The organism is Enterobacter cloacae complex sp. IR53041, from assembly GCF_049238285.1.
GTDB classification, from domain to species: Bacteria; Pseudomonadota; Gammaproteobacteria; order Enterobacterales; family Enterobacteriaceae; genus Enterobacter; species Enterobacter roggenkampii.
In genome coordinates, this window is record NZ_JBMKHB010000003.1 from 155,105 (window position 1) to 169,548 (window position 14,444).

The window sequence follows — 14,444 nt, forward strand, 5'->3', positions numbered from 1 at the left end:
TGGTTAGCGCCCCGCATCCATGTCACATTGCATATGGTCCCAGCCGGTGTAACCTTTCACTTCAGGGACTTTATCTGGCAAATTCTGATAATTGGATTCACGCCTGACGACTTTTCCCTCCAGCCATCCTTTTGTGAAATACACCATCCCCCATTTCCAGCCAGGTGCATCTGAAGTTATTTCGTCCACCTCTCCATTTTCAAGCTGGTACTTAATTCCAGAACCACCGGGCAATACGCGTGGATCGTCAAACGGTCTGGATGACATATAAAGGCTGCGCTTTGTCTGCAGAAAGCCCTGGTCATTCACCACTGTGAAAGAAAGAACATCATCACGTGGAGGTGAGTTCATCCCGTCCGGTTCATTCCCACCTGGCGAATAGCTGACAGACCGCCAGGTCTGGCCGTAATCTTTAGAAACGATGAAACCATCAACTTCCCAATTGGGGATCACGATGTAACGCTCTGAAGAATGGATAAATTTTTGTGTAAATACCCGATAAAATTGGAAGTAAGGCTGAGAGTGAATTTTTCTTTGAGTATCCGTATACCAGAGCTCGCCTTCACAGTCCCAGCCCTTCAGTTCGAGATAACGATGGTCATCAAAACGATAAACCACCTGTGTCGGCGGCTCCTTTGCCTGACAACCTGAAGACATCAGCAATACAGTCAAGGCTGTACCTATTCTATTTTTCATTTCCCTTTACTTCCCTGTTTTGTTCAATAAGGGCGAAGATCGAGCGCCGATATCTGATTTTGTAATCCCAGTTCACGGTCACTTTTTGCTTTAGGCATATCCCATTGCAGATTTGCGACTTCCTGGTTACCAGCTGCCAAATCTCGTGATAGTTTCACTGTAGTTGCATTGTTAAATTCATTTACAACTCCAAAATTACCTGCGGGTAAAATTTCATTTGGCTTATTCATGTAATTTTTAGTCGTTGCTATAGGCAGCTTTCCTGAACGGTAATACTCCACTGCCTGCAAATTTGTATTCAGCGGATCTCTCCAGTCCGCACGGTGCAGCAGGTCTTCCCAGAATTTGCCTGCCTTATAATCAAAGGACCGGCACTGGCCGATGGCCAAGTCAAAAGCCATCGCATGGGACGGGGCATATTCACTCATCACGATTGACGAGTGCTGGCTGTAACTTACCGGGTCGGATTTCGCCCATTCCTTTTCCAGCTCTTCGCGCGGGCGAAGCCAGGTTAATGTCACGGTCGGAAAATCCTTTGAACCTGCCACCACGCCGTTAATCACCTGGACACCGCGCTCATAGCTTTCCATTTTCAGCTCATCGGGCGTCAAGACATGGCCGGGATGCCAGCTTAGGCTTTGGTATCTGCTAACACCGTATGTGGCGCTTTGCGTCCGTTTGATGGCGTAGGCTTTTGCTGAATAAGAGATATAGGCGTCAGGGCTGTCCGGATCGATGGAGGCGGTATACGGCTTATCTCTCGTTTTTGGATCGTCGCCTTTATAATTATTTGCCCCCTGCAATGTGAATATAAACTTCACCGGTAGCTCTTCACCGTTCACCATCACGTCATGCGCGGTGTAAGAGGCGTTTCCGACTGAACTGTAATCCGCATCACCCGTTCTCACGGGCGGCAGGCTAAACGGTTTCCCGTCCGGCGTCGTTCCCACCTCTCCATGTTGATAAAATACCCGCTGATACAGGTTTGGAATATGGCTGGCAATATCTTCAGGAATACCGCGCCAGCCGAACCCCTGTATGTTCTTGAGGGAGACGGTGCCGTCATTCGGACTAAAATAGTTATAGACCCGGCCGTTATTATCGCGCCTGTATCTTGTATCCGTCCTTAACGGGTTGTCGGACGGTTTACGCAGCGTGCAGGCCGCTTCCATTGCCAGAATATCGGCTTCTGTTATCTCACCGCCTTTGTAATGCGTCGCCATCAGTGCGCAAAAGTTCTTAAACGTCTGCACCCGCGCATCGGATGTCTGATGATGACCCGGTTGAATATCTTCAGCCAGCCGACTTTCGAGCGAGTAAGGGGAGTGATTGAGAATGACGCAGTTAACCGGCTCATATCCCGCCTGCTTCACCAGCATGTTTGCCAGCATGGTGATAATCGTCCCCTGACTGTGGGCCACGATATTGATAACGTCATTTCTTGTTACGTCTTCTGCACGTATCTGAAGAATCAAATCCGCCAGGCGCTGTGCGGCAAAGAACTGGTAAATCCGGTGAGGATTAGAAAAAATAGGATGGGTAAAATCACCATCATTCGCATGCAACGTTATAATCCCTGCTGCGGACGTTGCGAATCCCCCCGCGCCTGGCCCCAGCATATCCGGAATATTGGTTGTCGCATTCGCAAAGGTGCCGCCGCCCTTGGCATAGTTCACATCAAGCGCGTTACCAAAATTGTCGTTCTGGTATTTAAACGCCCCCTGGCCGTCATTACCCAAATCCGCTTTTTTCTTCGCATCATCCTCCTGGTAAGCGTCGAACGGCAGATGTGCCTCCGCCTTGAGCTTGCTGACTTCATTGCGATAGCGCTGCTGATCTGCGCGGTATTCTTCATGCGTTACAGGCTTATAGCCCCAGTAAAACGGGATAACAGGCGAGCGGCCCGGCGCCGCGATTTTCTTTTGCGCTTCTTCATTGTGCGTCATGATGAAGTGATTCCATTCATGCGCGTACATATCTGTCCGGTTAAGCCGTTTATTTAACCCGGCGATAATGCCTTTCTCCTGATTCTGATAAGCTTCACCCACATCGTTTACCCCATGAACCAGAATCACGATCCCCGGCATCGGACGAGGAATGCCCACCCTGCATGTCTGCGCCGTCAGGCTTAATGATTTGGGGACGGGGATATCGTTCTCAGAGACCACGCGCGGACAATACGGGCTTTTCTTCTCATCAGCCATCAGAGTACCTCCAGTTTGTACGAATCAAGGTCGGCCGCATCCAGCAGCGGGGAACAGCCATTGCTGTCGGTCACGCCTTCAATCATTTGGCCCGCCGAGCTTTTAAGGCGGAACGCGCGATTAGCGAGGATCTGCTCCGGGTCGTCAGACGCATGCAGCTGATAGCGCTGTGCAAACGCGCCCTGGTTAAACGCAGGCGGTTGCGTTTGCACGCTTTCCGCCCCTTTATAGGCAAAATTCGGCGCTTTAATGTCCACGCCGGTTGGCGAGAAAATTTCAACCAGCCCGCTGGGACTAATACGGATGCCACCACCACCGCATACCAGCTGTATTCCCTGCTTCGCACTGCCGTTAATTTTGCCGGCCGTGCTCGTGACGGTGAAATCATCCTGAGAAAGCATGTGCAGGGCTCCGCGCTGCGCCTCCGTTTTGATATCACCGGCACTGGCAATCAGCTGTATGCCAAGTTTGCGGGCGAACAGAGAGAGCCTTTCCCCTACGGCCAGCGAGAACTTTTTCACCACGTTTACGCTGCCGCTGCGGCCAGCGGTTGCAATCAGATCCTGACCTGCCGAAAGCTGCAGGCTTTGCGGCGTGATGTGGGCCTGTCCTTCTCCGGCATAGGTCAGCAGGCCCGCGCCTGTAAGCTTATTCAGCGTCTTAAGCAGGGCATTTTGTCGTTCGGTATCCACCTCATCGGCACCGGCCGTCATTGCGCACTGCTGCAGCGTTATGGCCAGCGAGAGTGCTTTTTCGAGCTGCGCGATGGCCGCCGTCATATCCAGCTGTTGTCCCTGGGCGCGCGGTTGCGCTTCAGTGCTGATCATTACGCCTTTTGCCGCTCGCAGCGCCATCCAGTCATCTGTTCGCGCTTCAAGACCTTCCCCGCGCGGCTTTCCTTCCGCATCGACAAGATGGCCCACGCTGAGCTGTCCCTTTCCGCGCTCTGTTGAAATCTTGATATGTTCCTGGCCCCGCTTATCTTCCAGACGGATTTTATTCAGGCCTGCGGTACGGATGATGTTGCGGGTATCATTGCGGTTTGTGACTAAATCAGTGTGCGCGCCGTTATGCATGGCATGGGCGATGAACGGGCGATCCGGATCGCCGCCCTCAAACGCAATGGCGACCTCCGTGCCTTCGAGCAGTGGAAAATGAAAACCGTAAACATCTCCGGCGTACGGTCTGGCAAGGCGCACCAGCGCACTTTCAAAGCCTGCACGTTTCTCATCGAGATCAAAATCGAACTTCACCCGGTAGCGTCCGGCGGCATCAATCCCCGCATAGATTTTATTGCTACCTATCGCCATTACCCGTGCGGGAACGGTACCTGCAATTTGTGGTCGGGGAAGAAATTCTGGCCTGAAACTATACTCATGCCGGCAAGGGATGCCTGACAGCAGGGCTTGATAATGCTCTGCGCGACTGCCCGTTATCGTCATTGACGTAACGAAAAAACCTTTCTTAAAGCCATCAGGAATTTGACCGGTTATATCGAACTTTATGCCCGGCTGCAGTTCCGCTGCGCTGGTTGTGGCACCGAGTACACACTGGGTGTTTAGCAGGCGCTCATAGCGCAAACGTGCATAGAACGTAGCGGTTTCACTTTCTTCTCCATAAAAATCCCCGCCCTGCAGAAAATGATCTGAATGGTGGTATTCGCTACCTGTCGTAATGCCACCGGGAATGTTGTTACTGACAATAGTTTTATCCGCCTGCGGTGAAAGAGGATCGCGGTAGTTATAGGACCTCACCATTATATTTTCGGGTATTAACGCGTGTCGTTCTTCCAGTTCTGTCACGTACTCATCATGACTGGTCATCCCGGAGCGACGAACAAAGGGGAATTTCTTCTCGCTAATGATATAGCGGCTGGCAGAGTCACCAAAAATAACGACCGTTTCCGTCGGCGTGGTGCTGTGATTTTCAAGACGGAACCATATTCCAACTTCGGCCAACAGGCGGCGAATAAACTCCAGGTCGGTCTCTTTCCACTGAATAATCATTTCCCTGCGTGGATAGGTACATCTGAGGCTGTCGAAATCAATATTGAAGCCTTCAAAATAACGGCTCTCTTTCATCAACTGCGTGACGACCTCCGGCACGGTGACATCGGTGTACACTGCCGAACGGAAGTTTCTGTTCAGTAACGCAAGCTCATGTTCAAGCACGCATTCATAGAGCGCTTCATCTGAAGATGACTTAACGCGGGAAAACGCAGTAATTGTTCCATTAATCTGGCGCACTGGGAGCCAGGATGACTGACCATGCCATGACGCCTCAGGGTTAGGGGCGCGAAGAAGAAATTCCGCCTTCTGATTCAAAATGGCGTCAGGTGGTATATTTGCATTGGGGCTGGTAAATCGGATGGTATAGCGATAGGGCTGGCTGAGTGCTTCTTCGCCTGTAAAGGAATGTACGTCATTTAACGCGTTAGCGTTACGTGGGGAAAAAAAGTAAATATCGATTTAGCGTGTCGTTTTGCTGAAAGTTTCCTGGGCGCACTGCCATGATAATATCCCTTACAAGAGCGGTAGAATCATAAAATAATACTCTCTTAGCAAACAAACGTAAGGGTTGAAACCATTTTGATGTGTTTATTTTTTCTTGATGTATTTATTTTTCGTATAATTAAAAGGTATTAATTCATAAACGGAATGTGATTTGAAATAATAATGAAAAAGCTCGATTTATTATTGGTCAGGATCGTCGGTCGCCAAACCAGTTTATATGCGCTCTGACTTTTCATTCAGAGCGACATTCGGCTATGACATTAAAGAAGGGGCTTTCATTGCTTTTGAAAAAAATGACGGAGGACTTTTTAGTCACTTTTAGTGAAGGGGAGGGCATCAGATTGCCCTGATGCCCAACAGTGAAGACGCGGTAGCTTTACCACTCAGCAGTTCTTCTGTACTTCCATCCCACAAGATACGTCCTTCGGCAACCACCACCGATCGCGGCGCAATCCGTGCGGCATCTTCGATACTGTGCGAAACCATCAGCATCGTAAGCTGCTGGCGCTGACAGACATCCTGCACCAGGGCCAGCATCTCCTGGCGCAGCGCGGGATCTAGCGCCGAGAACGGCTCATCCAGCAGCAGTATCGGCTGCTCGCGCACCAGACAACGTGCCAGCGCCACGCGCTGACGCTGGCCGCCGGAGAGCTCGCCCGGCAGCCTGTCGATAAATTCAGCGATCCCCATCTGTGCGGCAATCACTTCAAGTTTTTCGCGTTGGGCATCGTTCAGCCTGAGCCCCGGATGCATTCCCAGCGCGATGTTTTGCCGCACCGTCAGGTGGGTAAACAGGTTGTTTTCCTGAAACAGCATCGACACAGGGCGTTTAGCCGGAGGGGCGTTGGTGAAATCACGATTATCGATGGCTATCGACCCGCTGGCAGGTTGCAGAAAACCGGCGATCAAATTGAGCAAGGTGCTTTTCCCGGCACCGCTTGGGCCAAGCACCGCAATCCGCTCGCCCTGCTGAACGGAGAGCGTAAAGCGCATCGGCAGATGCTGATAGAGCCAGGTTACATCAGTCAGTTTTAACATCACGCCCCGGGAGTTTTTCGATAACGGTAAATAAGGCAAAGCACAGCAGCAGCAGTAACAGCGCGGTGACCGCGCCGTCCTGACTGCGGTAAGAGCCGATTTGCTGATAAAGCCAGTACGGCAGCGTGCGGAAATCGTCATTGCCGAACAGCGCCACGACCCCAAAGTCTCCAATGGAGAGCACGCAGGCAAACGCCAGCGCCTGAGCAAGCGGACGTTTTAGCGCGCGCAGTTCCACAACCTTCAGCCGCTGCCAGCCCTGCATGCCCAGCGACTGACACAGCAAACCGTAGCGGCTGTTGACGTCGCGCATCGGGTTTTCCAGCACCTTAAGCGCGTAGGGGATGGCCATTAAGGCGTTAGTGAAAATCACAATGCCATCGGCCCTTTCCGGCAGGCCGAGGGTGCTGTTGAACAGTAAAAAGAAGCCCGTTGCCAGCACGATACCCGGCATCGCCAGTATCAGCATGCCCGTCAGTTCCAGCATTTGTCCGGCTTTTTGCGCCTGGCGGGCGTAGAGCTCACGGCTGCTCCACAGCAGCATCATGGTCAGCATAACGCACAGCAGTCCGGCAGCCAGCGCTATGCGTACCGAGGTCCAGGTCGCCTGCCAGAGAACGGGCTGTTGTAGGACGGACATAAGATTGAGGTTCAGGCCGTCAACGATAACGGCCAGCAGCGGCGGCAGCAGCAGCAACAGCGCCAGCGCGATCAGGATAACATCGGTGATGCGGCTGTGCAGGCTGTCCTGCGGATCGCGCCAGCCGGTTATTTGATGACTACCTGCGGGAATGGCTTTACTCAGCCGCTGGCTCAACAGCACCAGCACCAGACAGCACGCCATCTGGACTATCGCCAGCAGCGCGGCGCGACCGGGATCGTAGTCGTAACTCAGCGCCTGGTAAATCGCCAGCTCAATGGTGGTGGCCTGCGGCCCGCCGCCAAGTGACAGCATGGTGGCAAAGCTGGCAAAGCAGAGCATAAAGATTAATGCCGCCACGGGCGGGAGCTGGCGGCGCAGCCACGGCCATTCGACAAAACGGAAGAACGACCAGCCGCGCATGCCGAGCTGGGCGGCAATCTGCCGCTGCTCGCCGGGAATGTTCTCCAGCGCCTGCAAAAAGAGGCGCGTTGCCATCGGCATATTGAAAAACACGTGCGCCAGCAGAATGCCCTGCAGTCCGTAAGGCGAGAATGACCACTCAATACCAAGCTGGCCGAACAGCGAGGCCAGCCAGCCCTGACGACCGTAGACACTCAGAATGCCAAAAACGGCCACCAGAACCGGCAGGATCAGCGTCATGGCGCACAGGCGCAGCAGGGCCTGCCTGCCGGGGAAACGCCGCCGATAGAGCGCGCGAGCAAGAAAAATAGCCGGGATCGCCGACAGCAGGGCAGAAAGAGACGCCTGCCAGAAGGAGAACCGGATAACGTGCCAGAGGTAGCTGTCGTGCCAGAGGGCGAGCAGGTCGCTCTCCGGTGCGTTAAACCACAGCGCAAGAAAGGCTCCCAGACTGACCGCCACCATCACGACGGCGGCGAGCAATCCGGGGAGTAACCAGCCGGGAATTAACGGCTGACGGCGCGTTGCCATTCACTTACCCATGCGGCACGCTGCGCGGCGACCTGCTGCGGCGTAAACTCCAGCGAGGTTTTCGGCTTGGTCAACTGTTCAAAACCTGCAGGCAGCGCAACGCTGGTGACCGGATACATCCAGTTGCCCGCTGGAATGGCGTTCTGGAATGCCGGTGAAACCATAAACTTCAGGAACTTCTCGGCCAGTTCCGGCTGTTTGCTGGCGGCGGTACGCGCGGCCACTTCCACCTGCAGATAGTGCCCTTCCGCAAAATCAGCCGCAGCATAGTTGTCTTTCTTCTCGGCGATAATGTGGTAGGCCGGGGAGGTGGTGTAGCTCAGCACCAGATCGCTTTCGCCTTTCAGGAACAGGCCATAGGCTTCGCTCCAGCCTTTGGTCACGGTGACGGTTTTGGCGGCCAGCTTCTGCCACGCTTCCGGCGCCTTATCGCCGTAGACTTTCTGCATCCACAGCAGCAGGCCCAGGCCCGGCGTGCTGGTCCGTGGATCTTCATAAATCACGCGCCACTTCTGGTCGCTTTCCACCAGCTCTTTCAGGCTCTTCGGCGGGTTTTTCAGCTTGTTTTTATCGTAGACGAAAGCAAAGTAGCCGTAGTCGAACGGCACAAAGGTGTCGTTCTTCCAGCCGCCCGGCACGTTAACGGCCTCTGCCGCGACGCCGCTTTTGGCAAAGAGTTTGGTTTGCGAGGCGGCTTCCAGCAGGTTGTTATCCAGCCCGAGCACCACGTCGGCTTTGCTATTTTTCCCTTCCATGCGCAGGCGGTTGAGCAGCGAAACGCCATCTTCCAGCGCCACGAACTTCAGCTCGCAGTTGCAGTCGGCTTCAAAGGCTTTTTTGACGACCGGGCCAGGGCCCCAGTCGGCGGAGAACGAGTCGTAGGTGTAGACCGTCAGAACGGGCTTGGCTAAAGCGGGCAGCGCGAACAGCGCCAGCAGGGGGAGAACTTTTTTTAACACTTTGCACCTCAGGGTTGAGTGGCAAAGGATTTTGAGCGACAGCCTCAAATCCCTTCGCCGGCGTTATCCGGATCAGGTTCGACGGGTATTATCTCAGCGCACATCTGTGATGCAGCACCCCGTTGAGAACGGCGCTATTGTAATGATTTGGTGAATATTACGAAAGCGTTATGGCTCCGGGGGCGCAAACCAGGCGGATTTAAAATCAAACCAGCCCAGGGTGTTCATCCGCAGGCCGCGCATGCTGCGCTGGCCCTGGATCATCAGCCAGTGGTGGATCAGCGGGACGATCGCCTGCTCGGCCAGCAGCTGCTGGCACCACACGGCAAGATTCATCTCGCCCGCACGCCACAGAGCGGCATCCTGCTGCCAGTCCCGGTCGATGCAGTGCTGGATCAGCGGGACTTCATACAAATGCGAGAAGAGGGAAAAATCGAGCGGCAGGGTAAAGTTAGCGCTGTTGAGCCAGATATCGCTGGCGATTTCCCCCTGATGCCATTCGTCATAGTCCACTTCCCTGATGTCCAGCCTGACTCCCTCCGCTGCCAGCATGCGGGTCATGATTCTGGCGATAAAACGATGCTCAACATGATCGCGGTAGTAGGTCAGGGTGATGGACTCCAGCCCTGCGGGTTTGTCGCAGCGCGTTGGTCGGGCATGGTGCCAGCGCGGAAGCAGGCCGTACGCCGGGAACCAGTATGTCTGGTACTGCTCTTCCGCATGGTAGATAAGATTGGAAGGAGACAGCACGTGGCTGATCCACTTGCGGACAGCCGGGTTTGCCCCACGGTGGGTGCGGCGGTCAAAGAGGAGATAGTAGCAGCCCTCCTCCAGGCGGCTCTCCACGGCCTTTTCTCCGGTGGTGGGGCCTTCAAGCGTCAGCCCGCAGCTCAGGTCTTCATTGAGATCCGGCAATACCCACACGTTCACTTCGTCGATCAGCGCCCGATAGCCAAAGTAGTCATCGAACGCGCGGATTTTCAGCTGGTTGCTGTTATTGCGGGAGACGGAGTAGGGCCCGGTGCCAATCGGCAGGCTGGCAAAATTGTTCAGTGATTCCCACTCGGCGGGCAAAATCATTGAGGGCACATAGCCCAGCAGCCAGGGAAGCCACTTGTCCTGCTGCGCCAGCTCAATATCCAGCGTCCAGGCCGTGGGGGAGTGGATGCGCGAAATATGCGAGTAGAGCGGCAGCCTGCGGGCGCGTTCCAGAGAGGCGATGACGTCGTGCATCTCCAGTTCGCGACCGTGGTGAAAGTGGATGCCCGGGCGTAAGAAGAAGCGCCAGTGGCGCGGGGAAAGCTGTTGCCAGTGGTGCGCGATATCCGCCTCCAGTTCCCCGTTTTCCTCATTTATCCGCGTCAGGCCGCTGAAGATTTGTCGGGCCATGTGGGTTTCAGAACGCCGTAACGCCGTGCCGGGCAACAGATTTTTCATCGGACGGTAGTAGAGCACCCGGAGAATGTGTCGGCCCTGACGAAAACTGCGTCCTAGATGGGAGACCAGCATCTGGCGCACGGCGGCCTTGTCGCCCACCAGCTGGACCAGCTGATCGATACGGTCCTGCTCGAGCAGGTCTTCTGCACGCTGCTGCTGCAATGCCAGCCCGGTGTAGAGAAAGGTCAGCCGCGAGCGTTTCCCGCGTCCCGCCTCCGCTTCCCAGCTTAACCACCCCTGCTGCTGCATGGTATTGAGCAGCGTGCGCATATGGCGGCGGGAACAGCTAAGCAGGTCAGCCAACTCGTTGAGCGTGGTTTCCTGCGATTGCCCCTCGCAGCACTGCCAGAGGCGGATAAATTGTTGCTGCAGACGACCGGAAGGCATAAAAGAGGAACTCCTGACAAAAAACCAGCAATTTATTAATCCCTATATTAGGCCAATAATGCTTCCCGATGAAGCGAGGAGGTAAATGATGAAGAGGTCTACCGCACGTCAGTTTTATCAGCAGTACTTTTCAGCGACAAAAGGATCGTCCTGGCTGGCCCGCCCGTGTGCAGAGCAACGGCTGAAAATGTTAGAAGAACTGATGCAGTGGGACGTTACGAAACCGGCCTCTTCTCGCTGACTCGCCTCGATCATGTGTGACTGAGTATTGGTGCTAATCACCCGCCAGCAAAATGTTTTTGCTGGCTTTTTTCGTTTATTCTTTCACCCAATTTCGATTCGCTTTCACAAGGGCTTGCGCATGCTGTGGTTGATGACGATGGGGCGACGCCTGAACGGCGTGTATGCCGCTTTTATGCTGGTGGCCTTTATGATGGGCGTGGCGGGAGCGCTGCAGGCGCCGACGCTGAGCCTGTTTCTCAGCCGCGAGGTGGGGGCACAGCCGTTCTGGGTGGGGCTGTTTTATACCGTCAACGCGATAGCCGGGATCCTGGTCAGCCTCGCGCTGGCGAAGCGATCGGACAGCCAGGGCGATCGCCGCAGGCTGATCCTCTTTTGCTGCGCCATGGCCGTGGGCAACGCGCTGCTCTTTGCTTTCAATCGTCATTACCTGACGCTCATTACCTGCGGCGTGCTGCTGGCGTCGCTGGCGAACACCGCCATGCCGCAGCTGTTTGCGCTGGCCCGGGAATATGCGGATAGCTCGGCGCGGGAAGTGGTGATGTTCAGCTCGGTGATGCGTGCCCAGCTCTCGCTGGCGTGGGTCATTGGCCCGCCGCTGGCCTTCATGCTGGCGTTGAACTACGGCTTTACCGCGATGTTCTCCATCGCCGCCGGGATTTTTGTCATCAGCCTGGCACTGATTGCCTTCGCACTGCCGTCCGTGGCGCGCGTCGAACAGACAGCGGATAAACCGCTCACCCAGGTGAGCGGCTGGCAGGACAAAAACGTCCGCATGCTGTTTATTGCCTCCACGCTGATGTGGACCTGCAACACCATGTACATCATCGACATGCCGCTGTGGATCAGCAGCGATCTGGGCTTACCGGACAAGCTCGCGGGGATCTTAATGGGCACCGCTGCCGGGCTGGAAATTCCGGCGATGATTCTGGCGGGCTATTACGTTAAGCGCTTTGGGAAGCGTCGGATGATGATCGTCGCCGTGGCGGCCGGGGTGCTGTTTTACGCGGGACTGATCCTTTTCCATTCGCGTGAAGCGCTGCTTGCGCTGCAGCTGTTTAATGCTGTGTTTATTGGCATCGTTGCCGGGATCGGCATGCTCTGGTTCCAGGATTTAATGCCGGGCCGCGCCGGGTCGGCGACCACGCTTTTTACCAACAGCATTTCGACCGGAGTGATCCTGGCGGGGGTGATTCAGGGGGCGCTGGCGCAAAGTTACGGGCATGGCTCAGTTTACTGGGTAATTGCCGCGATTTCGGTGGTTACGCTTGGGCTGACTTGCCGGGTTAAGGATGTCTGATTCTGGAAGGCGGCTTTACGAAACAAATCAATGGCCCGCTTTTTGCGGGCCATTGTCTTTAGCCCATAAACGCAGGCTGTTTTTTCTCGTACGCGGAGATGGCGTCTTCGTGCTGGAGAGTTAAACCAATGCTGTCCAGACCGTTCAGCATGCAGTGGCGACGGAAGGCATCAATGCTGAAGCTGTAGGTTTTATCCCCGGCTTTCACCACTTCCCCTTCCAGATCCACTTCAAACGACATGCCCGGATTTGCCTTAACCAACGCGAACAATTCATCGACCTGTTCGTCGCTCAGCGTCACCGGCAGCAGCTGGTTGTTGAAGCTGTTGCCATAAAAGATATCCGCGAAGCTGGGGGCAATGACCACTTTAAAGCCGTAGTCCGTGAGCGCCCACGGCGCATGTTCACGGGATGAACCACAGCCAAAGTTTTCCCGCGCCAGCAGGATGGATGCGCCTTTGTACTCCGGGAAGTTCAGAACGAATTCCGGATTAGGCACCTCGCCTTTATCGTCCAGGAAACGCCAGTCGTTGAACAGGTGCGCGCCAAAGCCGGTGCGGGTCACCTTCTGCAAAAACTGCTTAGGAATGATCGCGTCCGTATCAACGTTAGCGGCGTCCAGCGGGACAACACGGCCCGTATGTTGGGTAAATTTCTCTGCCATGATTGTCTCCTTATTTCAGGCTGCGAATGTCGGCGAAATGACCGGTGACTGCCGCAGCGGCGGCCATTGCCGGGCTGACCAGATGGGTGCGCCCACCGCGGCCCTGACGGCCTTCAAAGTTACGGTTGCTGGTGGAGGCACAGCGCTCACCCGGATTCAGGCGATCGTTGTTCATGGCCAGGCACATGGAGCAGCCAGGCAGGCGCCACTCAAAGCCTGCTTCGATAAAGATCTTATCCAGACCCTCGGCTTCCGCCTGGGCTTTCACCGGACCGGAGCCTGGAACCACCAGCGCCTGCACGCCCGGTGCGACTTTACGGCCTTTGGCAATCTCTGCCGCCGCACGCAAATCTTCGATACGGGAGTTGGTGCAGGAGCCGATAAAGACCTTATCAATGGTCACGTCGGTCAACGGTACGCCGGGTTTCAGCCCCATATAGGCCAGCGCTTTTTCCGCACTGGCGCGCTCGACAGGATCGGCGAAGGAGGCCGGATCGGGAATGGCGTCGTTGACGGAAATTACCTGGCCCGGGTTGGTTCCCCAGGTCACCTGAGGGGCAATCTCTTCTGCCTGCAGCGTGACAACGGTATCAAACGTTGCCCCGTCGTCGGTTTTCAGGGTTTTCCAGTACGCTACCGCGTCGTCAAAATCCTGGCCTTTCGGCGCGTGCAGACGGCCCTTCACATAGTTGAAGGTCGTTTCATCTGGCGCGACCAGACCGGCTTTGGCACCCATCTCAATGGCCATATTGCACAGGGTCATGCGACCCTCCATGCTCAGCGCCTGAATCGCGTCGCCGCAGAATTCAACGACGTGGCCGGTACCGCCTGCGCTGCCGGTTTTACCGATGATCGCCAGCACGATGTCTTTCGCGGTAATGCCAGGTGCCGCTTTGCCCTTCACTTCAATCTTCATCGTTTTGGCGCGGCCCTGCTTCAGGGTCTGCGTCGCCAGCACGTGTTCAACTTCAGACGTGCCAATCCCGAACGCCAGGGCGCCAAACGCGCCGTGGGTTGCGGTATGGGAGTCGCCGCAGACGATGGTCATGCCCGGCAGGGTAATTCCCTGCTCTGGCCCCATCACGTGAACGATGCCCTGATAGGGGTGGTTCAGATCGTACAGCTCAACGCCAAATTCGTTGCAGTTCTTGATCAGCTCCTGCATCTGGATACGCGCCATCTCACCCGAGGCATTAATGTCTTTGGTCTGGGTGGAAACGTTGTGATCCATCGTCGCGAAGGTTTTACCCGGCTGACGTACCGGGCGCTTGTGCGCGCGCAGGCCGTCAAATGCCTGAGGAGAGGTCACTTCGTGTACCAGATGACGGTCAATGTAAAGCAGTGGGGTTTCGTTTGGTGCCTCGTAGACAACGTGCGCATCAAACAATTTTTCGTATAACGTTTTGGCCATG

Annotated in this window: 11 protein-coding genes and 1 riboswitch; of the genes, 2 read left to right on the forward strand and 9 right to left on the reverse strand. The window is 55.3% G+C overall.

The window, feature by feature from the left end; genetic code table 11:
• Positions 1-3: 3 nt before the first annotated feature.
• The 7 genes from ACOTXF_RS03565 to sgrR all read right to left on the reverse strand — a co-directional run bounded on the left by ACOTXF_RS03565 (position 4) and on the right by sgrR (position 10,828).
• Entirely contained in the window at positions 4-696 is a 693-nt protein-coding gene (locus tag ACOTXF_RS03565; protein ID WP_421635255.1) for a T6SS immunity protein Tli3 family protein, read from the reverse strand.
• 23 nt (positions 697-719) lie between these two features.
• Positions 720-2,900, reverse strand: a complete 2,181-nt coding sequence (locus tag ACOTXF_RS03570) for a T6SS effector phospholipase Tle3 domain-containing protein (RefSeq protein ID WP_196343232.1) — start codon at positions 2,898-2,900, stop codon at positions 720-722.
• Positions 2,900-5,368 (reverse strand): type VI secretion system Vgr family protein, encoded by a 2,469-nt coding sequence (locus ACOTXF_RS03575; protein WP_316381501.1) that lies wholly within the window; start codon positions 5,366-5,368, stop codon positions 2,900-2,902. Before ACOTXF_RS03575 ends, ACOTXF_RS03570 begins: the two co-directional genes overlap by 1 nt.
• Before the next feature lie 381 nt (positions 5,369-5,749).
• A complete protein-coding gene (thiQ, locus tag ACOTXF_RS03580) occupies positions 5,750-6,451 on the reverse strand; it encodes a thiamine ABC transporter ATP-binding protein ThiQ (RefSeq protein WP_047747456.1) in 702 nt (233 codons plus the stop codon).
• The gene (thiP, locus tag ACOTXF_RS03585; RefSeq protein WP_047747455.1) at positions 6,435-8,045 is read right to left on the reverse strand and encodes a thiamine/thiamine pyrophosphate ABC transporter permease ThiP; all 1,611 of its coding nucleotides are present in this window, start codon (positions 8,043-8,045) and stop codon (positions 6,435-6,437) included. Before thiP ends, thiQ begins: the two co-directional genes overlap by 17 nt.
• Entirely contained in the window at positions 8,021-9,004 is a 984-nt protein-coding gene (gene thiB / locus ACOTXF_RS03590; RefSeq protein ID WP_023345430.1) for a thiamine ABC transporter substrate binding subunit, read from the reverse strand. The genes thiP and thiB overlap by 25 nt, the downstream gene beginning before the upstream one ends.
• A 31-nt stretch (positions 9,005-9,035) precedes the next feature.
• A riboswitch (TPP riboswitch) is annotated at positions 9,036-9,136 on the reverse strand.
• A 36-nt stretch (positions 9,137-9,172) separates the two neighbouring features.
• Complete coding sequence (gene sgrR, locus ACOTXF_RS03595) at positions 9,173-10,828, reverse strand: HTH-type transcriptional regulator SgrR (protein ID WP_232926640.1); 1,656 nt, start codon at positions 10,826-10,828, stop codon at positions 9,173-9,175.
• Between the two features lie 88 nt (positions 10,829-10,916).
• Between sgrR and sgrT the strand changes: the two genes are divergently transcribed.
• Positions 10,917-11,069, forward strand: a complete 153-nt coding sequence (gene sgrT / locus ACOTXF_RS03600; protein ID WP_008502002.1) for a glucose uptake inhibitor SgrT — start codon at positions 10,917-10,919, stop codon at positions 11,067-11,069.
• A gap of 120 nt (positions 11,070-11,189) precedes the next feature.
• A complete protein-coding gene (locus tag ACOTXF_RS03605; protein ID WP_047747454.1) occupies positions 11,190-12,368 on the forward strand; it encodes a sugar efflux transporter in 1,179 nt (392 codons plus the stop codon).
• Positions 12,369-12,426: 58 nt separating this feature from the next.
• Here ACOTXF_RS03605 and leuD read toward each other — a convergent pair whose 3' ends face one another.
• Together leuD and leuC are read right to left on the reverse strand one after the other, a co-directional pair.
• Positions 12,427-13,032, reverse strand: a complete 606-nt coding sequence (leuD, locus tag ACOTXF_RS03610; RefSeq protein ID WP_023324149.1) for a 3-isopropylmalate dehydratase small subunit — start codon at positions 13,030-13,032, stop codon at positions 12,427-12,429.
• Between the two features lie 10 nt (positions 13,033-13,042).
• On the reverse strand, positions 13,043-14,443 hold the full coding sequence (gene leuC, locus ACOTXF_RS03615; protein ID WP_008501999.1) for a 3-isopropylmalate dehydratase large subunit: 1,401 nt from the start codon (positions 14,441-14,443) through the stop codon (positions 13,043-13,045).
• Position 14,444 lies beyond the last annotated feature (1 nt).